The sequence below is a fragment of the Polynucleobacter arcticus genome (assembly GCF_013307205.1).
GTDB lineage: Bacteria > Pseudomonadota > Gammaproteobacteria > Burkholderiales > Burkholderiaceae > Polynucleobacter > Polynucleobacter arcticus.
This window is the reverse complement of sequence record NZ_CP028940.1, coordinates 966,893-993,729: the sequence shown is the minus strand read 5'-3', so window position 1 is coordinate 993,729 and position 26,837 is coordinate 966,893. Positions and strand designations below refer to the sequence as shown.

The 26,837-nt window shown below is 44.5% G+C and carries 27 protein-coding genes and 2 tRNA genes; 19 read left to right on the top strand and 10 right to left on the bottom strand.

Annotation, left to right across the window (positions count from 1 at the left end; all coding sequences use genetic code 11):
- The first annotated feature begins 85 nt into the window (after positions 1 to 85).
- The 9 genes from DN92_RS05005 (at position 86) to DN92_RS04965 (ending at position 8,654) form a co-directional block, all read left to right on the top strand.
- On the top strand, positions 86 to 598 hold the full coding sequence (locus DN92_RS05005) for an acyl-CoA thioesterase (protein ID WP_217426056.1): 513 nt from the start codon (positions 86 to 88) through the stop codon (positions 596 to 598).
- Between the two features lie 142 nt (positions 599 to 740).
- Positions 741 to 1,064, top strand: coding sequence for a hypothetical protein (locus DN92_RS05000; protein ID WP_173960215.1), 324 nt, complete (start codon positions 741 to 743; stop codon positions 1,062 to 1,064).
- A 126-nt stretch (positions 1,065 to 1,190) separates the two neighbouring features.
- Positions 1,191 to 1,910, top strand: coding sequence for a class I SAM-dependent methyltransferase (locus DN92_RS04995; RefSeq protein WP_173960214.1), 720 nt, complete (start codon positions 1,191 to 1,193; stop codon positions 1,908 to 1,910).
- A gap of 92 nt (positions 1,911 to 2,002) precedes the next feature.
- Positions 2,003 to 2,977 carry a type III polyketide synthase gene (locus tag DN92_RS04990; RefSeq protein ID WP_217426055.1) on the top strand — a complete coding sequence of 325 codons (975 nt, stop codon included), beginning with the start codon at positions 2,003 to 2,005 and terminating at the stop codon, positions 2,975 to 2,977.
- A gap of 10 nt (positions 2,978 to 2,987) precedes the next feature.
- Complete coding sequence (locus DN92_RS04985; RefSeq protein WP_173960213.1) at positions 2,988 to 3,488, top strand: isoprenylcysteine carboxyl methyltransferase family protein; 501 nt, start codon at positions 2,988 to 2,990, stop codon at positions 3,486 to 3,488.
- 244 nt (positions 3,489 to 3,732) lie between these two features.
- Positions 3,733 to 4,197, top strand: coding sequence for a CIA30 family protein (locus DN92_RS04980; protein WP_173960212.1), 465 nt, complete (start codon positions 3,733 to 3,735; stop codon positions 4,195 to 4,197).
- Between the two features lie 160 nt (positions 4,198 to 4,357).
- Positions 4,358 to 5,008 (top strand): ABC transporter ATP-binding protein, encoded by a 651-nt coding sequence (locus DN92_RS04975; protein ID WP_173960211.1) that lies wholly within the window; start codon positions 4,358 to 4,360, stop codon positions 5,006 to 5,008.
- Entirely contained in the window at positions 5,008 to 7,545 is a 2,538-nt protein-coding gene (locus tag DN92_RS04970; protein ID WP_173960210.1) for an ABC transporter permease, read from the top strand. Before DN92_RS04975 ends, DN92_RS04970 begins: the two co-directional genes overlap by 1 nt.
- Positions 7,545 to 8,654 carry a lipocalin-like domain-containing protein gene (locus DN92_RS04965; protein ID WP_173960209.1) on the top strand — a complete coding sequence of 370 codons (1,110 nt, stop codon included), beginning with the start codon at positions 7,545 to 7,547 and terminating at the stop codon, positions 8,652 to 8,654. The genes DN92_RS04970 and DN92_RS04965 overlap by 1 nt, the downstream gene beginning before the upstream one ends.
- 208 nt (positions 8,655 to 8,862) lie before the next feature.
- Here the strand turns inward: DN92_RS04965 and DN92_RS04960 are convergent, their stop codons facing one another.
- Positions 8,863 to 9,519 carry a peroxiredoxin gene (locus DN92_RS04960; protein ID WP_173960208.1) on the bottom strand — a complete coding sequence of 219 codons (657 nt, stop codon included), beginning with the start codon at positions 9,517 to 9,519 and terminating at the stop codon, positions 8,863 to 8,865.
- A gap of 339 nt (positions 9,520 to 9,858) precedes the next feature.
- Here DN92_RS04960 and DN92_RS04955 point away from each other — a divergent pair, with 339 nt between their 5' ends.
- Positions 9,859 to 11,100 (top strand): c-type cytochrome, encoded by a 1,242-nt coding sequence (locus DN92_RS04955; protein WP_173960207.1) that lies wholly within the window; start codon positions 9,859 to 9,861, stop codon positions 11,098 to 11,100.
- 188 nt (positions 11,101 to 11,288) lie between these two features.
- Here the strand turns inward: DN92_RS04955 and DN92_RS04950 are convergent, their stop codons facing one another.
- The gene (locus DN92_RS04950) at positions 11,289 to 11,762 is read right to left on the bottom strand and encodes a disulfide bond formation protein B (protein WP_173960206.1); all 474 of its coding nucleotides are present in this window, start codon (positions 11,760 to 11,762) and stop codon (positions 11,289 to 11,291) included.
- 338 nt (positions 11,763 to 12,100) lie between these two features.
- On the opposite strand from DN92_RS04950, the gene DN92_RS04945 reads away from it, so the two are divergent.
- From DN92_RS04945 to yghU, 6 genes are all read left to right on the top strand, one after another.
- Positions 12,101 to 13,093, top strand: coding sequence for a sulfate ABC transporter substrate-binding protein (locus DN92_RS04945; protein ID WP_173960205.1), 993 nt, complete (start codon positions 12,101 to 12,103; stop codon positions 13,091 to 13,093).
- A gap of 6 nt (positions 13,094 to 13,099) precedes the next feature.
- Positions 13,100 to 13,954 carry a sulfate ABC transporter permease subunit CysT gene (gene cysT / locus DN92_RS04940; protein ID WP_173960204.1) on the top strand — a complete coding sequence of 285 codons (855 nt, stop codon included), beginning with the start codon at positions 13,100 to 13,102 and terminating at the stop codon, positions 13,952 to 13,954.
- The gene (gene cysW / locus DN92_RS04935; RefSeq protein WP_173960203.1) at positions 13,951 to 14,832 is read left to right on the top strand and encodes a sulfate ABC transporter permease subunit CysW; all 882 of its coding nucleotides are present in this window, start codon (positions 13,951 to 13,953) and stop codon (positions 14,830 to 14,832) included. The genes cysT and cysW overlap by 4 nt, the downstream gene beginning before the upstream one ends.
- Positions 14,833 to 14,858: 26 nt before the next feature.
- Complete coding sequence (locus DN92_RS04930; protein ID WP_173960202.1) at positions 14,859 to 15,944, top strand: sulfate/molybdate ABC transporter ATP-binding protein; 1,086 nt, start codon at positions 14,859 to 14,861, stop codon at positions 15,942 to 15,944.
- A gap of 108 nt (positions 15,945 to 16,052) precedes the next feature.
- A complete protein-coding gene (locus tag DN92_RS04925) occupies positions 16,053 to 16,382 on the top strand; it encodes a thioredoxin domain-containing protein (RefSeq protein WP_173960201.1) in 330 nt (109 codons plus the stop codon).
- Between the two features lie 112 nt (positions 16,383 to 16,494).
- A complete protein-coding gene (gene yghU, locus DN92_RS04920) occupies positions 16,495 to 17,349 on the top strand; it encodes a glutathione-dependent disulfide-bond oxidoreductase (protein ID WP_173960200.1) in 855 nt (284 codons plus the stop codon).
- Positions 17,350 to 17,683: 334 nt separating this feature from the next.
- On the opposite strand, the gene gorA is transcribed toward yghU, so the two are convergent.
- Positions 17,684 to 19,075, bottom strand: coding sequence for a glutathione-disulfide reductase (gorA, locus tag DN92_RS04915; protein WP_173960199.1), 1,392 nt, complete (start codon positions 19,073 to 19,075; stop codon positions 17,684 to 17,686).
- A 178-nt stretch (positions 19,076 to 19,253) separates the two neighbouring features.
- Here gorA and DN92_RS04910 point away from each other — a divergent pair, with 178 nt between their 5' ends.
- Complete coding sequence (locus tag DN92_RS04910; RefSeq protein WP_173960198.1) at positions 19,254 to 20,231, top strand: alpha/beta hydrolase family protein; 978 nt, start codon at positions 19,254 to 19,256, stop codon at positions 20,229 to 20,231.
- A 44-nt stretch (positions 20,232 to 20,275) separates the two neighbouring features.
- On the opposite strand, the gene DN92_RS04905 is transcribed toward DN92_RS04910, so the two are convergent.
- A tRNA-Arg gene (locus DN92_RS04905) sits at positions 20,276 to 20,352 on the bottom strand.
- A gap of 36 nt (positions 20,353 to 20,388) precedes the next feature.
- A tRNA-Pro gene (locus DN92_RS04900) sits at positions 20,389 to 20,465 on the bottom strand.
- 60 nt (positions 20,466 to 20,525) lie between these two features.
- On the opposite strand from DN92_RS04900, the gene DN92_RS04895 reads away from it, so the two are divergent.
- Complete coding sequence (locus DN92_RS04895; RefSeq protein ID WP_173960197.1) at positions 20,526 to 20,891, top strand: hypothetical protein; 366 nt, start codon at positions 20,526 to 20,528, stop codon at positions 20,889 to 20,891.
- A gap of 91 nt (positions 20,892 to 20,982) precedes the next feature.
- A complete protein-coding gene (locus DN92_RS04890; protein WP_173960196.1) occupies positions 20,983 to 23,070 on the top strand; it encodes a TonB-dependent receptor in 2,088 nt (695 codons plus the stop codon).
- 8 nt (positions 23,071 to 23,078) lie between these two features.
- Here DN92_RS04890 and DN92_RS04885 read toward each other — a convergent pair whose 3' ends face one another.
- The 5 genes from DN92_RS04885 to DN92_RS04865 form a co-directional block, all read right to left on the bottom strand.
- The gene (locus DN92_RS04885) at positions 23,079 to 23,606 is read right to left on the bottom strand and encodes a chromate transporter (RefSeq protein ID WP_173960195.1); all 528 of its coding nucleotides are present in this window, start codon (positions 23,604 to 23,606) and stop codon (positions 23,079 to 23,081) included.
- Positions 23,603 to 24,175 (bottom strand): chromate transporter, encoded by a 573-nt coding sequence (locus tag DN92_RS04880; protein WP_173960194.1) that lies wholly within the window; start codon positions 24,173 to 24,175, stop codon positions 23,603 to 23,605. The genes DN92_RS04885 and DN92_RS04880 overlap by 4 nt, the downstream gene beginning before the upstream one ends.
- A complete protein-coding gene (locus tag DN92_RS04875; RefSeq protein WP_173960193.1) occupies positions 24,172 to 24,999 on the bottom strand; it encodes a CYTH domain-containing protein in 828 nt (275 codons plus the stop codon). The genes DN92_RS04880 and DN92_RS04875 overlap by 4 nt, the downstream gene beginning before the upstream one ends.
- A 59-nt stretch (positions 25,000 to 25,058) precedes the next feature.
- Positions 25,059 to 25,964, bottom strand: coding sequence for a polyphosphate kinase 2 (gene ppk2 / locus DN92_RS04870; protein ID WP_173960192.1), 906 nt, complete (start codon positions 25,962 to 25,964; stop codon positions 25,059 to 25,061).
- 64 nt (positions 25,965 to 26,028) lie between these two features.
- Positions 26,029 to 26,805 (bottom strand): lysophospholipid acyltransferase family protein, encoded by a 777-nt coding sequence (locus DN92_RS04865; RefSeq protein ID WP_173960191.1) that lies wholly within the window; start codon positions 26,803 to 26,805, stop codon positions 26,029 to 26,031.
- Positions 26,806 to 26,837: the final 32 nt, after the last annotated feature.

Sequence of the window (26,837 nt, the reverse complement as noted above, 5' to 3'; positions counted from 1 at the left end):
TTGGCTTGAGACTCGTAAGGCTTACGACAATCGTTGCGTCAATTACCCCTTGGGATCATAAGCCCTTAAATGATATTGATGAGGTATGGACTTGAATCATTCTAATTCTGAATTAATGATGACTGTATTGATGACACCCGATAAAGCAAACTTTATCGGGAATGTTCATGGCGGTGATTTACTTAAGCTGCTTGATCAAGTAGCGTACGCCTGTGCTAGCCGTTATTCTGGGAAACAAGTAGTAACTATGAGTGTTGACCAGGTAACTTTCAGGCAACCCGTGCATGTGGGAGAGCTAGTATCTTGCTATGCTTCTGTAAACTTCACTGGAAACACTTCAATGGAGATTGGCATTAAGGTGATTGCCGAGAATATTCAATCGCAGATTAAGCGACATGTAAATAGTTGTTTTTTCACGATGGTAGCCACAGACCAAAGTGGTAAACCCACACCTGTACCAACTTTTACTCCAAATACACCAGATCAGTTTCGTCGCCATAAAGGTGCAGAACTTCGTCGAGAATTACGTCGTCATTATGAAGAAGAGTCTCTAGATATTAGACAATCCAAGGCAATACTAGAATCCGGTAAGAGCTAATTAGTATGAAACTAGCCGTCTTTCATAATGAGGTTCAGGATCATCAAGAGTCATTGAAATTGATTATTTAGTTTTATATGGGTCAAATCTTGATGCTTGTGGAAAAAATATTTATCAATGAGATCAAAAAAAGAAAGAAAATATGTCAACATTACGCATTAGTCTTACATTAGTATTTCTATTAATCACGTCTAGCCAGTCGTTTGCTCAGGCAATCTCAAAGGACTATCAAAAAAATTGCGCCCGTGAACAAGTGGCAGAACATCAAGGTATTAAAGGTAAAGCCCTTACTGAGGAGGACTTTTCAGCTTATTGCGGCTGCCAGGCTGACTTTGTTTCTAAAAATGCTTCAAATCGACAGGTCAATGAATTGATCATGACTCCAAAAGCAAAGCCTGAGTGGCTCAAGGCACTGGAGGTAAAAGCAATGAAGGCTTGTATTACAGATCCAAAAATGAGTACATAGTATTTCTAAATACCAATATTTAATCGATATTGTTTAAATCATTGCTCAAAATCAAATAAAAGAATGACCTCGGCTCGGCAATCTTGATTATTGAAAGACCGACTATAAAAACTAATAAAAAGTTAAATGAAAAATATTAAGATTGTTGGCTTATTTACATTATTACTTGCTGTTAACCTTACTATGGCACAGCAGGCTAGTCCGCCGGGCTATGTCTCGGTATCAGGGAGCATTGATGGTATTGGTAAGTGTTATATGGGTCGTGAAATATCAGGGGTCATGGGCTGGCAAGGTGCCTCATGGCTTGAGCGAGAAAAGCGGGAGCGTGAGGAACGTACCGATTTATTGCTAGATGCGTTGGCTTTGCAACCAGGAATGGTTGTGGCTGACATTGGTGCGGGTACTGGGTATCTATCCCGTCGCATGGCACCGCTAGTGATGCCAGGCGGAAAAATTATCGCGCTGGACTTGCAGCCTGAAATGGTCAATATTCTCCAGACTGGAGTAAAGCTTTCAGGGCTTACGCAAATTGAAGTGAAGCTTGGCTCAGTCGATAACATCAAATTACCTAAAAATTCAATCGATGTGGCTATTATGGTCGACGTTTATCATGAACTGGCCTACCCATACGAAATCATGAGCAGCATCATGCAGGCCCTCAAGCCCCGAGGACGTATCGTCTTCGTTGAATATAAGGCAGAAGATGTACGAGTGCCAATCAAACCCCTCCATAAAATGAGTGAGGCACAGATTAAGCGAGAAGCAAGTATTTTTGCGCTGGAGTGGGAGCGATCTGTCAGTTCACTACCTTGGCAACATGTTGTCATCTTTCGTAAGTTAATTTAATTAGGTGCAATAAACTGACCGACATTGCTCTTATTGGCCTAGGTACGGCCCAGCCTAAACATCGCCTCTCTCAAGCAGATGCTTTGGCCGCAATGCGCGATCATTTTCAAGAGCGCTTTCCTGAATTCGATCGCCTAGCATCTGTGTTTCAAAATGCGGGCATCGAGAGTAGAGCTATTGCAATGCCACTTGATTGGTATCTTCAGCCACTTGGTTTGAAGGAGCGTAACTCCGCCTATCTCGAGGTCGCAAATCGCCTATTTATCGAGTCAGCTCAAAATGCTCTTAATGAAGCAAAAATTAGTGCAGCCGATGTAGATATTGTTATTACCATTAGCTCAAGTGGTATCGCAACGCCCACACTCGAAGCGCGAGCTTTTGTAGAGCTTGGCTTGCGACCCGATATTCTGCGTGTACCCGTATTTGGCTTGGGATGTGCTGGCGGTGTCAGCGGATTAGTACTAGGAGCCCATTTAGCACAAGCAAATCCGGGTTCTGTTGTTTTGATAGTTGCAGTCGAGCTTTGTTCGCTGTGGTTTCATCAAGATACCTTAACAAAAGCAAACATCATCGCTTCGGCGCTATTTGCAGACGGTGCTGCAGCCGTAGTTCTCACTAAGGCACGAGCAAATGATTGCAATATCGTAGGCTTTGGCGTACAGCATACATGGCCATCGACATTAGGAATTATGGGCTGGGATGTAAATGATGAGGGCTTAGAGGTAGTCTTCGACCGAGATATTCCGCCGTTTGTTAGACGACAAATTGCGCCAGTAATGGCGGAGTTTCTTAACCGCTTAGGTTTGACGCCTGATGCAATTAAGCGTTTTGCATTTCATCCTGGTGGTACAAAAGTTCTTGAAGCGCTTGAGGCTGCCCTTAAGATCAAAACAGGATCTCTTGATATAGAGCGAAGCGTGCTAAAAAATCATGGCAATATGTCAGCTCCCACTGTTTTATTTGTTCTAAAACAACTTCTCAAGAATGCTACTACTGGCACATACCTCATGTCAGCCTTAGGTCCCGGTTTTACCGCAGTCGCGATTCCTGTAACAGTTCGAAATTGAGTTCTACATCTTGACTCTTGCCATATTAATCTTATCCCTTTTAACAGTGCAACGTTTGGCTGAATTAGGACTTGCAAAACGCAATACCGCACGCTTACTCGCACGTGGGGGAATTGAAAAATCACCAGGTCACTACGCTTTTATTGTTGCAATGCATTTCGCTTGGTTGGCCATACTCTGGCTCAATGTCCGCGACTCTTACATAAACTTTTGGTGGCTATCCCTCTTCATTGTGCTGCAATTTTTACGCATCTGGGTTATTGCTACGCTCGGTGATCGCTGGACAACGCGCATCATCATAGTTCCAGGTGAGGCACGTATACAACGAGGTCCATATCGTTATCTTTCCCATCCTAATTATGTAATCGTAGCTGCCGAAATAATTGCTTTACCAATGGCCTTAGGGTTGCCATGGATTGCTTTGGTTTTCACTGTACTCAATGCAGCCATTCTTTGGGTGCGCATACGCGCTGAGTCTAAGGCTCTTGCCGAGGCAGACTCCCCACACTAAAACGATCATTTATGACGAAGAGTTGATTCAAGATTCTTTTACTTACATTTTCTAGATAGTCGACAATTTCACTGATAAGTGTTCGTAAAAGTAGGTGATTCACCAGAATAGCCCTACACTTCAGATTCAGCATGAATAAATTAACTTTCTTCTAAACCCATTGAACTCAAGAAGACATTTTCTTTGCACCTGCAGTCTTTATTTTTTATGTTGGTCAGCGCCCTCTCGCTCGCAAGGAATTCTGATGAACTTTACTAACCCTGATCTGATGCGTAACTGCTGGATTGTGAATGATGGCGTGATGGGTGGCATTTCTCAGTCGGGTCTTCGCCAAGACGAGCAAGGCATACTTTTTGAGGGGCAAGTATCACTAGCAAATAATGGTGGCTTTGCTTCCATGCGTTCAACAGCAAAATTTCCCAAAGGTACTCAACAGATTGAGCTTTTAGCAAAAGGAGATGGAAAGCGTTACAAGCTAGTCTTACGTACTGAGTTAGCACCACGGGTGACTTATGCAGCAGATTTCATTGCTGAACCGACTTGGCAAGCTTTGCGGTTTACCGTAAATCAATTCAAACCGACATTCCGTGGACAAACCATTAATGCACCCGCCCTATCCTTTTCTGATGTAATTGAATTTGGCATTCTAATTTCAAACAATCAGGCCGAAAGCTTTGCTATTCAATTAAAAACACTGCAATCCACCTAGCTCAGGTTAAGTCAGGCTAGAGAACTACAGCGCTTATATTTAAAATCTTTTTTATGCCGAATAGGAAAACGTTTTGCCTTTCTACATCCTGAGCCGTACCCATCAATCTCTAGAGAATGTAACAATATCGATATGCCAGCAACATTCAACATGAGGGCCTATGACGACCTTACTACAAGCTGAAGGCCTAGCGCGTCGCGTAAGTACTGATCGCTGGCTATTTCGGGGATTAAATATTGCCCTGGCTGCTGGCGAGCAACTCGCTCTTCAGGGCGCCTCTGGGGTAGGTAAATCGACCCTCCTCAATCTCTTGGCAGGTCTGGATCAACCCGATGAAGGTCGCTTGCTTTTTGAAGGTAAAGATCTCAAAGTAATGGAAGAAGATAAACGACTGCATCTACGCAGAGCAGCGTTCGGTTTTGTGTTTCAGGCATTTCATTTAATGCCACACCTTACTGCATTACAAAATGTAATGGTGCCATGTTTAATAGGGGGACTCCCCATTGACCAAGCAAAAGAACGTGCACAGACTCTTTTAAATGCGCTAGGTTTAGCTGCTGCTTATGAACAATTTCCGGTTGTTTTATCCGGGGGGGAGCAACAACGCGTTGCGCTCGCGCGTGCTTTAGTACATCGTCCCAAAATTGTATTTGCGGATGAGCCAACTGGCAACCTCGACCCGATTACTGCTAATCTTGCTTTGGAGCTTTTATGCCGCACCTGTCGTGAAAATAATGCGGCCTTAGTCATGGTCACCCATTCAGAGAAAGCTGCTGAGCGCTTAGATCGCCGTTTAGTTTTAACAAACTAATGCTGTTTTATTGGCTGCTTTCGTCCGCTTTTAAGGCGCAACCTGGTCGATGGCTTATAGCGGGCCTCGCAATTGCCTTAGGTATAACGCTTGCAGTTGCAATTCATACAGTTAATCGTTCAGCGCTAAATGAGTTTAGCCGCGCATTAGACCTCGTCAATGGCCAGGCATCCGCCCAAATCGTGATGCCCACCGGTGAATTCTCAGACCAACTATATGACCAAATTGTTGCGCAACAAACCGAACTTGGGATCCGCGCAGTCAGCCCAGTTTTAGAGCGAAGCACTGCTCAAATTCATGTTCTTGGAATAGATGTTTTTCAGGCGGCTCGAGTATCGCCTGCTTTGGTACCCTTGACCTCTGAAGCGCAAGGACAAGGATTATTTTCAGATGACGCAATCTTTTTATCGGCTACTGCCTTACAAAAGTTGCAATTATCGGTAGGCGATTCTTTGGCATTGGATTACGAAGGGAAGATAGTACGACTTAAGGTGACTGGTACCGTGCCGGGAGCAATAGGGCAAGCAATTGCAGTGATGGACCTGGGGACTATGCAGTGGCGCTTAGGAGGGCTTGGGCGGATTAGTCGAATTGATGTGCAGTTACAGGATGGCAAAGGGATTGAGGAAGTAGCCAATGCCGTCCAAAACCTCAATCTTGGTGTTCGTTTAATTGGCTCCCAAGAGCGTGATCGCCGCGCCTCCAATCTATCTCGCGCCTACCGTGTCAACTTGAATGTTTTGGCCCTCGTTGCTCTCTTTACAGGCGCTTTCTTGGTCTTTACGACTATTAGCTTTTCAGTCTTACGCCAACAGTCACAACTGGCACTTTTAAGTATATTAGGCGCGAGCTCTCGCTGGATATTTTCCTTAGTTCTGGCACAAGCTGGCAGTATTGCTGCCCTAGGAGGACTATTAGGCACTGGCTTGGGGCTTGCTCTTGCATGGGCTTTATTGAATGTTTTAGGTGGTGATTTAGGAGGCGGTTATTTCTCTGCAGTGATACCGCCCTTAGAGATTGATCCCTTGGTGTTGTTGAGCTTTTGGATCCTCGCAATTGCAGTCGGTTTATTGGCTGCTTACTTTCCAGCAAAAGCGGCAACGGCAGGACGCCCCACTGAGCAATTGAGATCGGACTCTGCAGAGCGTGTATTAGAGCCTGTTATGGATCATCGTATTGCCCTATTCTTTGGTCTTGCTAGCTTAGCTCTGGCATTTATGCCTGCTCTTGATGATCTTCCCTTAGCTGCGTATGCATCAATTGCCTGCTTATTACTTGCTGGCTTAGCTCTGATTCCTTGGTTAGTTCATCATTGTTTTTCTAAACTCGCAATCGGACTGGCGCACTGGAAAAAACAACCATCGTCCCTTACATTGGCTGTCTGGCGCTTAGCTCAAGCACCTGCTAGCGCTGCAGGATTGATAGCTGGTGTTGTGGCAGCTCTGGCGCTAAGCGTGGCCATGGTAGTGATGGTTGCTAGTTTTCGAGATTCTATGACCCAGTGGCTTGACCAGGTATTACCGGCAGATTTATATGCCAACTTTAAGCAGCTGAATTTGGGCGATGAACTACTCAAGAACCCTAATCTCCTGGGCATTCTTGAGAGAGTGCCAGGTATTGAGCGTTATGAACTCACTGTTCAGCGTAAGATTCTTTTTCAATCTGATCGACCTGAGGTCACTTTAATTGCTCGGCCAATCCAACAAGATCGGGCAGCACAATCCCTTCCTTTAATGGGCTCGACCCTCCCCGTAAGCTCCCTACCAAATCAGCCCTCCCTTCCGGCGGTTTATATCTCTGAAGCTATGGTGGATTTATACGGCTGGCGTCCTGGTGAGATTCACAGTCTTCCGGCTTTTAATGAACAGCAAGGCCCGCAAAAAGTATGGATTGCAGGCATTTTTCGGGACTATGGTCGACAGCATGGTGCCGTAGTGATTGATCTTGCTACTTACCAAAGGATGAGTGGAGACTATCGGTATTCAGGTATTGCGCTTTGGCTTGTCAATCAAGCGGATCCCGTAGCAGTGCTCAGTGCACTACGAGCTGCCATTCCACAGTTACGAGATCAGGAGTTTAATAATCGGAGTGATCTACGAGCCTTATCATTGACGATCTTTGATCGAACTTTTGCCTTGACCTATGCCCTAGAGATTGCAGCTCTGTTAGTGGCACTGTTTGCTATAGCAACAGGATTTACAGGTCAAGCCTTACTGCGTCAGAAAGAGTACGCCTTGGTGCACTACTTGGGACAATCAAATGCCCAGCGAACCGCTTGGATTAGTATTGAGTCAGGGCTATTGTTAGGTTTAGCTGTGATTTGGGGGACACTGTTAGGTTTGCTAATGAGTCAGATATTAATTCATCGCATTAACCCACAATCCTTTCATTGGACCATGGATACGAGCGTGCCTTATTTTGCCTTGGCTGTTCTGATGGTCGCTTTAGTAGGTTCAGGTATTGCAGCAGCTATATGGGCTACTAAGCGTAATCTCAACCCAGCAAATTTAATTACTGCATTACGAAAGGAGTGGTGATGCACCATTCTAGACGCCGTCATTTTATACAAGCATTAGTAATGTCTTATGCCCTCCCGATTTCTCAATGGGCGCACTCAGCTTCAGTTTACTATCCGCCCGTTCGTGCGAGAGCATTGGTATTCCCGCGAGATTACGGAGCACATCCCGAATTTAGAACCGAATGGTGGTACCTCACTGGTTGGCTTGGCTCAGATCCAGACGCAATGGGTTTCCAGGTCACTTTCTTTCGGAGTCGCACTCAACATTCATCTGATAATCCAAGTCGGTTTGCGCCCACTCAACTCCTATTTGCGCATGCGGCCTTGGCCATACCGGCAGAGGGTAAATTACGACACGCTGAGGCTGCGGGAAGGGTTGGTACTGCGGGCGCTGCTTTCAGTACCACCGACACTCAATTACGTTTAGCAAATTGGACAATGGAGAGGACTGAAAATGATCACTATCAGTTTTACATTCCAGCGGATACCTTCACGTTACATTTGGAAGCGATTCCATCCCAACTTCCTATTTTAAGGGGGAATCAGGGGTTTTCAGCAAAAGGTCCCAGCACAGAACTGGCTAGCCATTATTACAGCCGCCCACAACTCAATGTCACCGCTCAGATTGAGATAAAAGACACATCATCAAGATCCAAAAAAAACTCTGCCATGAAATACTCTGGCGTTGGCTGGCTTGATCATGAATGGTCGAGTAGTTTACTGATGCCAGGAGCAGTTGGCTGGGATTGGATTGGCATAAACCTGCTCGATGGTGGAAGCATCATGGCCTTTCGTATCCGAGATGAGACAGGCAAGACTTTATTTAGCGAATGGGATCGGCGCGATCCAAAAGGTCGAGCCCTAGAGCGCTACACAAATGCTGTTTGGGAGGCAATAGGCCAATGGCGCTCACCCCGATCCCTGGCAAATTATCCGGCAGGGTTTTTAATTCGGGCGGGTAATCAAGAATTTCGCTTGCAAACTTTGATGCAAAATCAAGAAGTAGATGCTCGCGCCAGTACAGGCGGTTTTTACTATGAGGGTGCTGTTGAAATGAGTCGGAATAAGGTAATTATTGGCCGAGGCTACCTTGAGCTGACTGGCTATAGTCAAGCAGTGAAGTTATAACATCTTCTCTTAGTGCAAATGAAGGCGGTAACCACGCAAACTTCTGTCAAAATCGGCTTGAAAACACATCGCACATTATTGATCGTTAATGGTTAATTGTTAATCATTAATAATTAAAAAAGCTGATTCAATTTGAGAGAGTGTTGTTGGAGAAAAAATTAGTGAACATTTCTAATTTCCTCCCCAGTATTTAAAGGCAGTCAGAAAGTTACTTCGCTGGTGCCTTAACGAAGCGCAAATACGGTAATTTGATATCAATCTCTCCGAACTGAGCTTTTGCCTGTTCATCATTTAAAGCTAAACCAACAATCACATCTTGCCCAGGGATCCAATTAGCTGGGGTTGCCAATGGCTTACCATCAGTAGCCTGAATTGCATCCAATGCTCTTAAGATCTCTGCAAAATTACGTCCAACAGACATTGGATAAGACATAGTCAGACGCAGCTTCTTGTCTGGGCCAATGATAAAAACGGTACGAACAGTAGCAGTATTGGCGGGAGTGCGTCCATCTGGTAGGTAAGCATCTGCAGGCAACATGTCGTAGAGTTTTGATACTAGCAAAGAGGTATCGTCAATGATTGGAAAATCTGCCGGAGCTCCTGCAAACGCGGCAATGTCTTTTTTCCACTTTTGATGCTCATCTACGTTGTCTACAGATACACCCAACACTTTTGTGTTGCGCTTGTGAAATTCAGGGACTAATTGCGCTACTGCTCCGAACTCAGTAGTACATACTGGTGTGAAATCCTTTGGATGAGAAAACAAGATGGCATAGCTATCACCGATCCAATCATGCAAGCATACGGTACCGGCAGTAGAGTCGGCAGTAAAGTTTGGTGCGACATCATTAATTCGTAGTGACATGGGGGCAACTCCTTTATATAGCTTTTGTACTTCAATACTTTTTAGCCATATTTGAAATAAGGACTAAAAAACTAAGAACTGATTGCCCGATAACCCCTTCTAACTGGCATTAAAAGCAATCATGAATCAATCATAGCTTGAAATCAGCCTATATGAGCCAGAAATAGCAACTTTAAAAAAGGTGTTCGTAGCGCATCATTAGACAGCGGGAATTTAATGCCATTAAATAGCAAAAAAGTGAAACTAATTAGTAGTATGCTTTTATCAATTATGTTTTGATAATATGCCTTCGATTAGTGCAATTTCTATTAAAAGATATCCTAGAACTCTATTTTAATTATGTCAAAAATCAGCTTAAAGATTTACCGTTTATTTACTCTTATCAGCAGGTTCAAAGATCTCCTTTTTTGCGCGACTGTTGCATTTGCCTCTTCCAATGCCCTTGCTAATGATGCTGTAAAAGATGGCGCCTATTTAGCTGTAGCCGGAGATTGCATTTCTTGTCATACGGCACCAGGCGGAAAACCCTTTGCTGGCGGCCTAAAAATGGCTAACCAATTTGGTTACGTATTAACACCAAACATTACTCCAGACATGGAAACTGGCATTGGAGCCTACACCAAAGATGATTTTTTCCGCGTATTACATAATGGGGTGAATAAAAAGGGGCAGGATCTCTATCCATTTATGCCTTATGAAGCGTATACCAAAGTCACCAGAGCGGACTCAGATAAGATTTATGATTATTTGAGAACAGTTCCGGCTGTTTCTAATGCTGTTGTAGTTAATAATCTAGACTTCCCTTTTAATATTCGTAGCAGCATGATTGTGTGGCGTGAGTTATTTTTTAGGGCGGGAGTCTATAAGCCCGACCCCACTCAATCCGCAGTCTGGAATCGCGGGGCTTATTTAGTTGAAGGGCTGGGCCACTGTAGCTCTTGCCACTCGCCTCGTAACTTGATGGGAGCTATCAAAGATTCGAAAGCGTATTCAGGCTCTGTAATTGACGGCTGGTATGCCATGAATATCACTTCAAATCCCCTCACGGGTCTAGGCAAGTGGTCAGCAGAAGATATTGCGCGCTACTTAAAAACCGGCAGTTATAAAGACAAAACCACTGTATTGGGTCCGATGACAGAAGTAGTCCACAACAGCACAGGAAAAATGACTGATATGGATTTATTGGCGATGGGTACTTACCTCAAAACTATACCCTCGAATTCAAGTCTCTCTGAAAATCGCAAAAAGGTAGATGCAACTCATCTTAATGGTGCTCGGCTGTATATAGATAACTGCGGTGGCTGTCATCAGTCCTCTGGAAGAGGTATCACGGGTGTTATCCCACCACTCGCTGGAAACCCCGTAGTGATGGCTGAAAAACCAAACAATATTATTAAGGTGATGATTGAGGGGATCAAACAACGTGATGGTTACATTGCGATGCCGTCTTATGCAGCCAGCTTAAACAATCAAGAAATTCTAGAAATTTCAAATTACGTTAGATCTAGCTGGGGAAATGGTGCAGATCCTAATACAACTAAATCTCTGGTAGAAAACATTAGGAAGAATCCAGGGCTTTAATTAAGGCATGACCCATTGGGGCACCTAATCTATTAAATGAGTTGAGTAATCAGCGCTTGATAAGGATTAAAAGCTTGGCCTTCCCGGAGCAATTCGAACGCGCGACCTACGTCCTAGAGCAACTAACGCTTACTTGACACTATATCTATTAGTTAAACTCTAAGTAAATGAGCGCCCTCATATGAGGATTATTTTCTAAAAAAGGAAATGACCAAAACCAGCAGAAAGGTAGCAAGCCAGAATAAAGACCATTCGGGCACCTGCAACCCCAAAATAGCTGGCAACTTTGCCGAACAAAGGCCATCCGCTTGAAATAACCAAGGCAGACCTTTGGCTAATTGAAACTGATTGATCCAGGTTTCTAGTGGGTCGATACCGCAAGAGGTCTCTGGATGCGATAGCAGCCAGACTTGACGCCCTGCTACTGATAGCCCGTAAGCCGCAGATAAGGCCGCCAATACATGGAAAAGTTTTCTAAGTGGATTGAAGTAGGCAGCTAAAAAGCAGAAGATGACAATGCCTAAATATCCGATTCTCTGCAAAATGCAAAGCGGGCATGGAAGATAGTGCGCCCCTTGATACCCCACTTGCTGAAGTATTACAGCAAAGATGATCAGTCCCAGGCTGAGTAGGGAGAGGTAAATATAATGAACTTGGCGCATGTAAATATGATAACCAAACTTATATTGTGTATGCGTTTATCAACATTTCAGTCGAATTCATTTCCGTCTCAGCTTGATACTTGAACTGATATCAATTTATTTGTAAAACATACCGGCTTGGCGCTCCCTCAACATCTTCGCCCCCCAGATCCACAGAAGCTATGAACAACCCCGGCAAGGACCTTTGCTCTAGTGGTTAAGGCTTCCTTAGCTTTCTTAGCCTCATTTTCTTGTCTTATAGACAATAATGTCATTTGCTAATGCAGATAAAGTAGTTTGGTATTGAGATATTGCGGTGCACAATGCATTTTACTTAACCGGGATGGAGTCTTAAAAACATGAAAAAGTACGTTCACGCCATTGTTTCTGCTGGACTGATAGCGTTTAGCTCGATCGCTGTGTCACAAACCCTGCTCAACGCCTCATATGATGTCGCTCGTGAGTTTTATAAAGATTACAACACGGCCTTTACTGCGCAATACAAAAAAAAGACGGGTAAAGATGTCAAAATTGATCAATCACATGGTGGCTCTAGTGCCCAAGCGCGGGCAGTAAACGACGGCTTAGATGCCGACGTTGTGACCATGAACACCACAACGGATGTTGAATTTTTAGCAAATAACGGGGTCGTAGCCAAAGATTGGGCCAAAAAGTTTCCATTTAATGCCTCCCCTACTACCTCCACCATTCTCTTTCTGACACGTAATGGCAACCCAAAGGGCATTAAAGATTGGGATGACTTGGTCAAGCCGGGCATACAGGTTGTTATTGTGAATCCCAAAACAGGCGGAAATGGCCGCATGGTGTACTTGGCTGCATGGAGTTATGCCAAGAAAAAGGGAATGAGTGATGCTGCGGCAGCTGAATTTGTGGGTAAGTTGTTTAAAAATGCCCCGGTGCTGGCTAAAGGTGGGCGAGATGCAACTACTATCTTCTTACAACGTAACATTGGCGATGTACTGTTAACCTTTGAATCCGAAGTTTTGTCAGTTGATCGCGAATACGGTACAGGCAAGGTTGATGCCGTTTACCCATCCGTCAGCATCATTGCAGAAAACCCCGTTGCAGTAGTTGAACGTACTGTCAATAAAAAGGGTACTGGCGAGCTAGCAAATGCGTACCTCAACTATCTCTACTCAGATGAAGGCCAGGAAATTGCAGCAAAACATGCATTGCGTCCGCGCTCAGCTGCAATACTTAAAAAATACGCCTCTACTTTTAAGCCTATTGAACTTGTACCTGTAAGCGAATATTTTGGCTCCCTTAGCGAGGCGCAAAAAGTTCACTTTAACGATGGCGGTCAGTTCGATAAGATTTACACCGTAAAGTAATTTTTCATGCGTACTTTAATTCAGCCGCGCGGCCCAAAAGCTGCGCGGGTTCTCCCGGGCTTTAATATAACGCTCGGTTTTACGCTGGTCTATTTAAGCTTGATTGTGCTAATTCCACTATCGGCTTTGATTTTCAAAACATTTGCGCTTAGCTGGCCACAGTTTTGGGAGGCCATTAGCAGCCCCCGAGTGGTGGCTTCATACCGACTCACTTTTGGCGCATCCCTGATTGCTGCTCTGATCAATGTTGTCTTTGGGCTGCTGATTGCTTGGATATTGGTGCGCTATGACTTCGTTGGGAAAAAAATTGTTGATGCTTTAGTAGATCTTCCCTTCGCCTTACCAACTGCAGTAGCAGGCATATCACTCACTGCTATCTTGGCTGGTAATGGTTGGATTGGGCAATACTTAGAGCCTTTAGGAATAAAGCTTGCCTTTAATCCAAACGGCATTGTCATTGCACTGATATTCATTGGCCTGCCCTTTGTGGTCCGAACAGTACAGCCTGTGCTGGAAGTCGCCGAGAAAGAACTAGAGGAGGCAGCCTCCAGCCTTGGTGCCACTCGTATTCAAACATTTTTTCGGGTTATTCTGCCGATCATAGCGCCAGCATTACTGACTGGATTTGCTATGGCCTTTGCACGCGCCATTGGTGAGTACGGGTCAGTCATCTTTATTGCTGGAAATATGCCTATGGTTTCAGAGATCACATCACTCATCATCATTGGCAAATTAGAGCAATATGACTATGCAGGTGCCACCGCCGTCGCACTTGTGATGCTAGTCATTTCGTTTATTTTGCTACTCATCATCAATGCACTACAGGCCTATCAGCGGCGACATGCAGGAACCCAATCATGAGCGCGCCATTGACCGAGGGTCTTAGCCGAGCTAAAAGCAGTACTTCAGAGCCAGTATGGATCCGGTACGGCCTGATTACCCTGGCCTTAACTTTCATGTTTTTATTTTTAGTTCTGCCGCTAGCTGCAGTATTTACCGAGGCTCTGCGCAAAGGATTTGATGCCTACTGGTCGGCTTTGCAAGAACCAGATGCGTGGTATGCCATTCGCCTCACACTCTTTGTTGCATTAATTACCGTTCCTTTAAATCTGGTATTTGGTGTTGCCGCGGCATGGGCAATCGCTAAATATGAATTTACTGGAAAAGCATTCTTAACTACCTTGATTGATTTGCCATTCTCAGTGTCACCTGTAGTGGCTGGCTTGGTTATCGTGTTGGTGTTTGGTGCCAATGGGTGGTTTGGACCTTGGCTACAGGCTAATGACATCAAAATCATATTTGCCATTCCGGGCATTGTTTTGGCAACCGTTTTTGTGACCTTCCCTTTTATTGCACGCGAACTCATTCCGTTAATGCAGGCACAGGGTAGCGACGAAGAGCAGGCGGGTATTGTTTTGGGTGCTACAGGCTGGCAAACCTTTTGGCACATTACATTACCCAACATCAAATGGGGATTAATTTACGGAGTCATTCTCTGTAATGCTAGAGCAATGGGTGAATTTGGAGCAGTTTCGGTAGTGTCTGGCTATATTCGCGGTCAAACAACAACCATGCCACTGTATGTTGAAATTTTGTATAACGAATATCAATCGGTTGCTGCTTTTGCTGTAGCCTCCCTTTTAGCACTATTGGCTCTTGTTACCCTGGCGATTAAATCCATCGTCGAATGGCGTCACTCACGCGAAATTGCTTCTAATGTAGTCCTACCCCCTGAATAACCACTTAAGAGAAGAGTACGTACTAAATGACTAGCATTGCAATTCGGGATATTAATAAACATTTTGGTGACTTCCAAGCACTCAGCAACATCAATTTAGATATTGGTGATGGCGAGCTTGTCGCCTTACTTGGACCCTCTGGATGCGGGAAAACGACCCTTTTACGTATTATTGCGGGCTTGGAAAATCCAGATTCGGGCGCAATTCTATTCGGTGGGCAGGACACTACGCATGTGCATGTTCGCGAACGCCATGTAGGCTTTGTCTTCCAGCACTATGCTCTATTTCGCCATATGACTGTTTTTGAAAACATTGCATTTGGCCTTCGAGTAAAACCCAAAAATGAGCAACTAGCTGAGCCTCAGATTCAGAGAAAAGTACATGATCTTCTTGATTTAATGCAATTGAATACGCTCGCCAATCGATTTCCAGCCCAACTATCAGGTGGGCAAAGGCAGCGCGTAGCCTTGGCAAGGGCATTGGCGGTAGATCCAAAAGTACTCTTACTGGATGAGCCATTTGGTGCCCTGGATGCAAAGGTACGCAAAGAGTTACGCCGTTGGCTTAGGCGATTGCACGATGAGTTACATATTGCCACCATTTTCGTGACCCACGATCAAGAGGAAGCGCTCGAGGTAGCAGATCGTGTTGTGGTGATGAACAAAGGCAACATTGAGCAAGTTGGAGCCCCAAATGAAGTGTGGGAAGAACCGACTAGTCCGTTTGTTTATGAATTTTTGGGGGATGTAAATTCATTTCATGGTCGCCTGAATGCTGGTGAGATGCAAATCAACTTAAATGGTCAGATTACAACTATTCCTGCCCCCGATCATTCCACAGCTTGTAATACTGATGCTGTTGCCTATGTTCGCCCACATGATTGTGATATCCAACGAAATATTCACAACACAAGCGGATTCGAGGCTAAATTAAGCCGCATCATTAATATTGGCCCTATTGCTAGGCTGGAGTTTTTGCTACCCAAAGCTAGTGACACAGCCGAGGAAAAAATAATTGAAGTTCAAATACCTGCCACACGACAACGAGAAAACCACTATGTGGTCGGGGAAACTTTGTTGATCGTCCCACAGAAAGTTCGTATTTTTGCCTAAGAAGTCATGTAAAGGGTAATGCTGAGTGACCTGTGTGGATCATCTTATGTCAGCTAGCCCCTAATGTAAAAAATCCAAACAAACTAATCCAGTGAATTTGAAATTTCCATGACATTAATACTTTTTTGCGCTGATTGGTGCAGCTCATGCAGAGAATTTAAACCCACTTTTGATGCACTCAATATTCCAGGCCTATCAAGTTATTGGGTGGATATAGAAAATGAAGAACACATCATGTCAGGAATTGAGGTTGAAAATCTACCGAGCGTATTTATTTTGTCAACTGACAAGCTAAGTTGGTATTTCGGTGAAATTCGCCCAAGCCTACTTTTTATAGAAAAAATTCTTGCAGACCTCGAAGCGGGGAAATTTGAATCTAAACCAATTGAGGCTCGCTTTACTAATCTGCTCCAAAATTTACCCGGTGCAATAACCTAAACGCGTCATTGTTTCATAGTGTTTTTATCTATTAGCGTAAGTAGCACTTAAAGCAAGATTCGTTAAGATATAAAGCTAAATTAAACATGCTGACAACTTAATAAGGTAAAAAATGACTAATTCAATCGAGTACACACCCCCCAAAGTATGGACTTGGGAAAAGCCAAATGGTGGCGAGTTTGCGAGTATAAATCGACCAACAGCGGGCTCAAGAGAAGAAAAAGAATTACCCATTGGTCGCCACCCTCTTCAACTCTACTCTATGGGAACACCAAATGGCGTCAAAGTAACCATCATGCTTGAAGAGCTGCTCGCACTGGGTCACACTGGGGCAGAGTATGACGCCTGGTTAATTAAAATTAGTGGGGGCGATCAATTTAGCTCTGGCTTTGTAAAGATCAATCCAAACTCAAAAATTCCTGCGCTACTTGACCGCAGCACATTGACACCTATTCGCGTCTTCGAATCCGGCTCCATTTTGCTCTACCTAGCCGAAAAATTTGATGCCTTCCTTCCAAAAGATATTGCTACTCGAACTGAAACAATGAATTGGCTTTTCTGGCAAATGGGTAGCGGCCCATACTTAGGGGGAGGCTTTGGCCATTTCTACGCCTATGCTCCTTACAAAATGGAATACCCTATTGACCGATTTGCGATGGAAACCAAACGACAACTTGATGTTCTCGATCAACGTTTAGCCGGAAATGAATATCTTTCCGGAAAAGATTACACCATTGCAGATATCGCTGTTTTTCCTTGGTATGGTGCGCTTGTTAAAGGATGGCTCTATGGAGCTGCAGAATTCCTTAGCGTGCAAGAATATACAAACGTTCTGCGGTGGGCAGACAAGATTCTTGAACGCCCTGCTGTAAAACGCGGTCGAATGGTTAACCGCACTTGGGGTGCACCCTCAGAACAACTTCTTGAACGTCACGACTCAAGTGATTTTGATGAAAAATCGTTCTAACAGATAAAATTTTATCCATTGCATCATGTAATAAATTTAGCTCGGCTTAACTCAGTACTCAATGACTAGATTCAATTAAAAAAACTACCCGAAGAAACTTAATCTCAAAAATTGAATAACAAGCTCAATCAAGGAGGTCAGCTCATGAGGATGGTCTTAGTATTTCTTAACGGTTCGGACAAAATCGACTAGAGCGGAGCTACGGCGAACGGGAAATTACCCTCTACTAACCAGAGGGTAGGTTGACAGCAAAAGCTGGTGCTCTGCTTTACTAATTAATGAGAATCATGGAATGCAAAAAAATCAAAACTATAAGAAATTTAGACCTGACACTTTATTCCAAGCACTTACGTATTGCTGTTTTCATAGTGACTAATTCTTCCGCCACTGTGGGATGAATGGCAATCGTTGCATCAAAGTCTTGCTTGGTGGCTCCCATCCTTATAGCAATCGCTATAGCCTGAATGATTTCCGGCGCTTCATCACCAATCATATGTGCTCCAACAACTTGCTGTGTTTTTACATCAACCAAAAGCTTCATATAAACTTTATCTAATCGATTTGATAATGCACTTTTTAAAGCCTTGAAGTGCGCCTCATAAATATCTATCTCTTTATAAAGCTCTAAAGCCTGTTGTTCAGTTAGTCCCACAGTTCCAATAGGCGGTTGGGTAAATACTGCGCTTGGCACCTGAGAAAGGTCAACCGTTACTGCCTCTTTACCGAACAGGGTTTGGGCTACGGCATTACCTTCTCGAATGGCAACTGGAGTCAGTGCAACGCGACTTGAGACATCCCCAACAGCATAAATTGAGTCAATCGAGGATTTACCATAAGCATTAACCTCTACTGCACCATTTTTAGAAAGATTTACGCCAGTTTGCTCCAAATTTAAATGTTTAGTATTAGGGATGCGACCTGTTGCAAACATCACTTGATCAATCTGATGTTGGCTATTTCTACCATCTTTGAAAAATACTGAAAATTTCCCTTCATCATTTTTTTCGATTCTCTCGAGCTCGCAAGATAATTCAAATTGAATTCCTTTATTGGTAAGCTCCTCTTTAAGATGTTTACGTACATCTGCGTCAAAAGATGCACCTAATATATCTTGCCCTCGATGAATTACCCGTACTCGAGAACCAAGGCCATGAAAAATTCCTGCAAACTCAAGTGCAATATATCCAGCGCCAACAATCAGGATATTTTTTGGTTGTTTTTGAAGATAAAAAACCTCGTTTGAGGATATTGCATATTCAATCCCAGGAATCGATGGCAAAGCAGGTTTACCACCTGTTGCAATCAAGATATATTTTGCTGTAACTATACTTATTGATTCGCCTTCTATTTGGACTGTATGGGCGTCGATTAAAGAGGTGTGACCTTTAAATACCCGTACATCTGATGTTAATAAGTTTTTTTCATAGACACTACTTAGTCTTGATATCTCATGATTTTTTCCCTCAATGAGTGCTTGCCATGAAAAATTTGGCTCTTCAAACTCCCAACCAAAACCTTTAGAATCTTGAAACATTTCTGAAAAATGCGAAGCATAAACCATCAGTTTTTTTGGTACGCAACCGCGTACAACGCATGTTCCTCCGTACTGAAATTCTTCAGATATTGCAACCTTGGCACCTAATTGACTCGCTATACGTGCAGATCGAACACCTCCAGATCCGCCTCCAATCACAAAGTAGTCAACATCGTAATTATGTGTAGTCATATTTTCTTATTTAATTGTTATTTTAAAAGTCTATCGAGTCAACTTAAGACGATAAACTATTTTGATGTTTTTGTAGGGTTCTTAGGGGTGAGTAGCTCAAGGCTTTAAAGTAAAAGGCAATTCATTTCTAGTACTTAAACTTTGCTGCTTGATTTTGAAAAGCGCACTAGAATGCATCATGACTCTGTACTCAAGAAGGCAACTCCTAAAGCGTCTTCCGGCTGCAGCACTGTGTGTGGCAGCGCCCTCACTTGCTTTATATCCTTTGTGTGGAGCTGCAGCTACTGCAGGGTTTCAAATCCATGATATCGATTGGTTTGATGACGTCCGTGAACGTGCTGTGCCGATTCGACTTTACCAGCCGAGCGAAGCAACTGCAAGGACGCCCTCACCCCTCATTATTTTTTCCCATGGTATAGGCCAATCACGCTTAGGTTATAGCTATCTTGGGCGCTACTGGGCAAGTCATGGACTCGCAAGCCTGCATGCTCAGCACGTTGGTAGTGACCGCTCAATCTGGTTTGGCAATCCCTTTAATCTGGTATCCAGACTTCAAGAGGCGGCTCAAGCTAAAGAGGCGCTGAACCGGGTATATGATTTGCGCTTTGCCTTGACGCGTTTGCTCAAAGACCCCCTTGGACAAACAGTGCAATCCAATCAGATCATCGCTGCAGGGCATTCCTATGGAGCAAATACAGTCCTACTAGCCTCTGGCGCCCGCGTCAGTCAAGACAACATTCCTGTTGACCTCAGTGATGATCGCATTACTGCTGCGATTGTCATTTCAGCCCCGCGTTTTTATGGTCAAAATGCCGTGAATTCAATTTTAGAGCCGGTTCGCTTACCTACATTGCACATTACATCCACAGAGGACAACATTCAAATTCCAGGTTACTTTAGCGGCTATTCCGATCGCTTGGCTATTTTTTCAGCCATCGGCAGTGAACGCAAAGTCTTGGCAGTTTTTGAAGGTGGCTCGCACAGCATGTTTACCGATCGAACATTAACGGGCGGCGCCGTTTTAAACCATCAGGTCAAAGAGGCGACACAAGAGTTAAGCCTTGATTTTATAGCGCAGGTTTTAAATAACCAAGAATCGGGCATTCCAACATGGACTATTCGCCACGAAGCGATTTTGTCTAAGGTGATTGCGTAAGAGAGCTAAATTGCCTAATTTGAATTCAAATCGCATGAGAGTGTTGGCCTGCCCAGCACGATTCGAACGTGCGACCTACGCCTTAGAAGGGCGTTGCTCTATCCAGCTGAGCTATGGGCAGATATATGCTGGGTCTATTTAGAACAATATGGGAAAGTGGTCGGAGTACAAGGATTCGAACCTTGGACCCCCTGCTCCCAAAGCAGGTGCGCTACCAGGCTGCGCTACACTCCGACGGAATCGATATTCTACACCGAGATGGCCTATGAGGGCAAATACTGTAGTATTTGGTGCATGAACGCCTTATTTTTAAGCAAATTTACAAAGCAACTCAGGGCATTTATTGCCCTGAGTTTTTTGCTTGTCAGCTTATTAGGCACTCACTGGATTGGCTTTGCCCATGGCATTTCCCACTCCGGAATTCAGCAGCATGCTATTGAACTCAGTTGCCTAGATCAAACACCCGCTCTTGGGCATGATTCAGTTGGCTGTCATTTATTTGATGCGCTCACACTCGCTGGATTTGTTGCATCTACTACCGCTTCATTTGCTGCCCTTAATTCGATCACCACTTTCAAACCTCTTACCGGTAAGTCAGTTGTCGTAGGTATTCAGGTGGGGTTGTATCAGTCGAGAGCCCCACCTACTTTCATTCTGTAAATCGCGCAATCTGCCAAACGTTAACGTTTGGTACCCCGGTTTTTTGTGTCCACCCTTTTTGGATTGGCGCAATTGGAATGAAAGAAATCAAATGTATCAACATCATCGGCCATTGGCTCAGCAAAAGTTACTCTATATCCTAATATGCGGAACCATCAGCTCTACTGCTTTTGCACAATCTCCGCCCTCCCTCGAAATTACTGCTACAGGATCAAGTGAAGCTACTCAAAGCATTCTGACACCAACGAAGATTTTGCAAGGTGAGGAGTTGCTGAATAAATTGGGTACGACACTTGGAGCTACCTTAGCCAATGAGTTAGGAGTGTCTGCAACCGGGTATGGGGCTGGATCATCTCGACCAGTTATTCGAGGACTTGAAGGATCACGCGTACAGATTTTGCAAAATGGTTTATCTGTTGGCGATGTATCCAATATCTCTCAAGACCATGCCGTTGGTAACAATATGCAAAATGCGCACCAAGTAGAAATATTGCGCGGGGCAGCTGCCCTACTCTATGGCTCAGGCTCTAGCGGTGGACTGGTTAATGTGGTGAATGACCGTATCTTGACTAATCTGCCTGATAGACCAACAGGTGCCATTAATACTAGCTATGAAACAGTCAACAACGGTCGTGCCGCCGCCCTGGAAGTCGATAGCGCCTTTGGCTCAGTTGCGGTTCACGTGGATACAGCAATTAATAATGCCAATAATTACCGCATCCCTGGGAACTCAACACAATCCCAAGGTGAACCTGCAGGTGGCTGGACTGTACCACCCACTGGCAATGGCGGAAATAATTACAGCGGCAAGCTACCTAACTCTTTCAGCAATCAGAATAACTTGGGAGTGGGCGTTTCTTATATTGGAGAGAACGGCTATACCGGGGTGTCGGTTGAGCGCTTAAATAATAACTACGGCATACCGACGCCTGAAGGTGGCTCGATTAATCAATCGCAAAATCGCTACGATCTACAGCATCAAACTCGCGATCCGTTTGCAGGATTCTCGTCCTTTAAATTGAGCGCAGCCAATTCTAATTACACCCATACTGAATTTAATAATGCTGGAGAAGCAGCATCTCAATGGAAAAACATTGCCAATGAAGCTCGCTTTGAATTGGCTCATAACCCCATTGCTGGCTGGAAAGGCATCTTCGGAGCACAGCTATCAGCTGCATCACTCAATGCAACTGAAGTAGGTACGGGAAGCTATGCCATCGTCCCGCCAACCAAGACTAACTCTAATGCGATTTTTTGGATTGAAGAAGGCCGGTGGAATTCTTTTCAAGGGAGTTTAGGACTGCGTTACAACAACGTAGCGCAGAAACCGAATTTAGGGACTGAACTAGTGCCACAGGAAATGAATACAGGTGCTGATACGCCGAGTATTGCACTACAAAACCGCACCTTTAATTTGATGTCCTACTCTGCAGGCGGCCTATGGAACTTCATGAAAGGATATGGCACTGGTATTGCTTATACAGTTTCCCAACGGGCGCCAAGTGCACAAGAGCTTTACTCCTACGGCGCTCATGAATCGACTGCGACATTTGACATTGGTAATCCTAATCTCACCAAAGAAACTTCACATAATTTAGAGTTCAATGTGCAAAAAACGAGTGGCATGATGAGAGCCAAGGCTAGTGTGTACGTCAATCGATTTAATAATTACATCTACGGCTACTACACCGGTCAATCTGTTCCTGATGCGGATGACTTTTCTGTTGTTGTAACACAGCAGGCCGCAGCTACGATTAAAGGCATCGAGGGTGAGTTGACCTACAACTGGCGACAGCATGGTGTTGGTGGTCGTGTATTTGGTGACGCCTCGCAAGGCACTTTTGATGCCGGTGGCAATTTACCTCTCCAGCCAGCCCCACGTCTAGGCGCTGAAATTGCGCACGAACGTAATGGCTGGCTTACTAGTGCAACTTACATCTATAGCTACCAACAGAATCGACTGGCCAACTGGGAACAAGGCCCTGCCCCGAGTTATAACTTACTCAATGCTGGCATTTCCTATAGCGAAAAGATTCGTGATGTGAACTGGACAATCTTTATGAACTTAAAGAACTTGCTCAATGAGCAAATACGATATGCAACTACGCCGATGGCAGTCAGACTCTATGCCCCTCAACCCGGAAGAAGTCTCATGGTAGGCATCAGAGGCACCTTCTAAGCGGCTGACTAACTGACATAAGCCATCAACAAGGCGCCAAGCCCTCCAGAGCCCAGAATGACTAGCACTGGATTAATCTTCGTTCTTAAAATGAGATACAGGGTGACAAGCGCAAGCGCTAAAGTGATGCTGCTGGTAACAGATGCTTTAGCAACGGCATAAACGCCCGAAGACATCAGCCCGATAGAAATAGGCTCTAGTGCATTTTGAATGGATCGTCGCCAAGGACTTTCCCCGAAGCGATTCCAAAGTCTACCCATATAAAAACACAGCAGGCTCGAAGGCAAAAAGAAGGATAGTAAAACTACTCCTGCACCAATCAGCCCAGCAATTTGATAGCCAATCACTAAGACCATTAGCATGTTGGGGCCAGGTGCTAGCTGACCAATACTGTAAATGTGGACAAATTGGGTATGGTCAATGCTGAACTGCTGCGCTAACAGCGTTTGCATCTCCGGCAACACTGCAGTACCGCCACCTACGGCCAGGATGGAAAGCAGGGCAAAGGTCGAGGCCAAGTGAATTAATAGACTCATTTTGACCTACCTGGCCGGTATAAATAGATCGAAATTGGCGCCATGATGAGAATCACGTAAGGTAACGAAAGCTTCAAAATACTCATCAGTACAAATGTACAGACAATGATCGCTAGAGACTGAACATGACGCCAGTGGGTATCGCCAATTTTGTAGGTAATGGCTGCCAGCAGACCTGTAGCTGCCGCTGCAATACCCCCGAGAATCCAATTAATCGAAGGATGATCTGCAGTATTGGCATAAATGAGGCCAATACCCAGAACAAAGAGTGAGCCAGGCAAGATTAAGCCTAAGGTTGCAATGGTAGCGCCCAGGGCTCCTCGCAGATGATCCCCGGCCAATACAGCCATGTTGACGGAATTTAAGCCCGGCATGGTCTGACTAATCGCTAAGTACGCCATAAACTCATCCGCACTCAACCACTGCCGCTTCTCAACCAAAAGAATGCGTTCATAAGCAATAATGCCGCCGCCAAAGCTAATAGCGCCAATACTTAAAAACTGAACGAACAGATCGCGTAAGTCAGGAGACTTCGTTAACTGTGCGCCATCTTTAAGCTGTAAGCTCACTCAGGCTTCCCGTACACCAAGGCTGTTTTAGTGCTCCCTATCTCCAGCCAGTTAGCAAGCTCAATTTGCAACTTCTTAAAGAATTTATCAGCGCGTTTATGCGCTTTTGCTTGGCCACGGTTGGCATCACTCACCCGATAAGAAAAAGCTAGCTCGCCAACAATGGGATCGCCAACACTTTTCATCCAGATGGCAATCTCGCAATGGGCTTGAACCCCATCACCAAAGACTAGGTTTCCAATAGGCAAGCATGCCTCAAGAATCTTATTGGTACGTCCACCCACGATCCGGATAGGTGATTTTTTATCAATAGGTAGAGTGATTAAGCCAGGAAAGAACTTGGCAACACTAGCTAAAGACTTTTCAAATAAGCTATCAATGGGCACTACATCCAAAATCGCATTATTAGAGTAAATCGTTCTGGCGGTTCCAAGCGTATCGCCTCGAAGAATTTCTTCTTTCAGACGTAAGCGGGACTTAATCGATTTTTTTGGTGATGGATCAAATTCATGAGCTTTAACCAAATCATCAGTTCGGCACTTCAGGGTGACTTCGCACCAATCATCCACCCACACGTTTTGTCGGGATTCTCGGACACGCAAAATAATATTATTGCGTCTGAAATCCTCCCCAGGCGTGTCGTAAAAATAGATATTTCGTAAGCCAGTGGTAGCGTTATCAAGGTGAAAAAACTCCACCTTATTCTTTTTACAGAAATTGAGAATCTGATCGCTCAGGGCAGTAATACGGCTACGCCTATCTAAGCCCTGAGGCTTAATCAGAAGCTTAAATTCTCTATTGGTGATGCTATGCTTTGATTTCAAGTGCTAACCCCTTATTTAATAACAAGAGATTAACATTCTTCGAGAATCAACTTGGCAAATTAGTAGATCTCGGGGACGTACATATTCTTCGGCACAGGCCCACGAAGATAGTCAGGATTGTGAACCCGCTCGGGCAAGGTAATCTCTGGGTGGTCAATTTCCTGATAAGGAATTTGATTTAACAGATGAGAAATGCAATTTAAACGGGCTTTTTTCTTATCATTTGCTGCTACCACCCACCATGGTGCCTCAGGAATATTGGTGCGCTCCAGCATGGTCTCTTTTGCCTTGGTATAGGCTTCCCAGTGACGACGTGCATCGAGATCCATGGGGCTGAGTTTCCATTGCTTGAGTGGATCATGAATACGCATCATAAAGCGGCTGTATTGCTCATCGTCAGAGATAGAGAACCAATACTTAATTAGGATGATTCCCGAGCGAATGATCATGCGCTCAAATTCTGGCACTGTACGTAAAAATTCTTCGTACTCAGCATCCGTGCAAAAACCCATGACCTTTTCTACGCCCGACCGGTTGTACCAACTACGGTCGAACAGCACAATCTCTCCGCCGGCAGGTAAGTTAGAAACGTAACGCTGAAAATACCATTGGGTTTTCTCACGCTCACTCGGCGCGGTCAGTGCAACCACTTTACAAACACGGGGATTGAGCCTTTGAGTAATCCGTTTAATCGCCCCACCCTTACCCGCAGAATCACGACCCTCAAATAGAACAGCCACTTTGAGTTTATTTTCTACTACCCAATCCTGGAGTTTGACTAATTCACCCTGAAGACGAAATAATTCCTTAAAGTAGACATTACGAGGAATAACAGAGCCGCTTCCACCGTCAGGGGATAGACGGTCATCATCAAGCTCCATTTCGAGCTCTTCATCCATGCTGTCCAGAATTTCTTCTTGAGCACGCTGATACCACTCGGCCATCTCTTGATGTTTTGACGTCATTTCTTCTCCTGGGTCTGAGACACTTTGTATCTCAAGATTATGATACTTTTGTTACAGATGCCCTTTAAAGGCTTTCAGAGATGGTTTCCTGACAGTAATTGGCTACTTGCTTACGATCCACATTAAGCTCGCTAACACTAGAAAAAGACGGAAAAATCGTAATTTGAGCGACCAAACAACGATTTTTGATGATGTTGGACATCGACCCTAATAAACCCATATCCCCAATAAAAGCGGGGGCTTGACTCCGCTCTTTAGTACCCTCTGAAAGGTATTGAATAGCGAGCGGGAAAACCGGCACCCGAGCAACTATTGCTGACTCGAAAAGATTGGGTTTGAATGGTAGAACAAGTTCGCCAATTGTAGAAGTCCCCTCCGGGAAGATGCAGATCGATTCTGTTTTGAGAACATCCGCCATCTGACCAACTACTTGTCTGGCATGACGTGCGCTATCCCTGCGAATAAATACCGTACCCAGCTGTTTAGCCATCCAACCAAAGATAGGCCACTCCGCCACTTCAGACTTTGCAACAAAGCGAATAGGTTCAAATGCATTGATCACATGAATATCTAGCCACGATATGTGGTTAGAGGCAATCAAGTGCGGGCTCTTTTCAAGCAAGTGGGCATCATGCACTACAAGCTGAATATTGAATATCTTTAAAAGATATCGTGACCACTCCTGTATTTTTCGATCTTTATTTCTGTGATCCAAAAAGGGAAAGATAAAAGAAAGCGTACAGACGCCACAAATTACATGCAGCCAAATCTGGGTCCATATCCATATACGCTGGAGTTTTGGTGTCTCAATTGGCCTGGAACTTTGGGAAAGGTTTTTCATAGTGAGATATCAATATAAATCATGTCATCAAA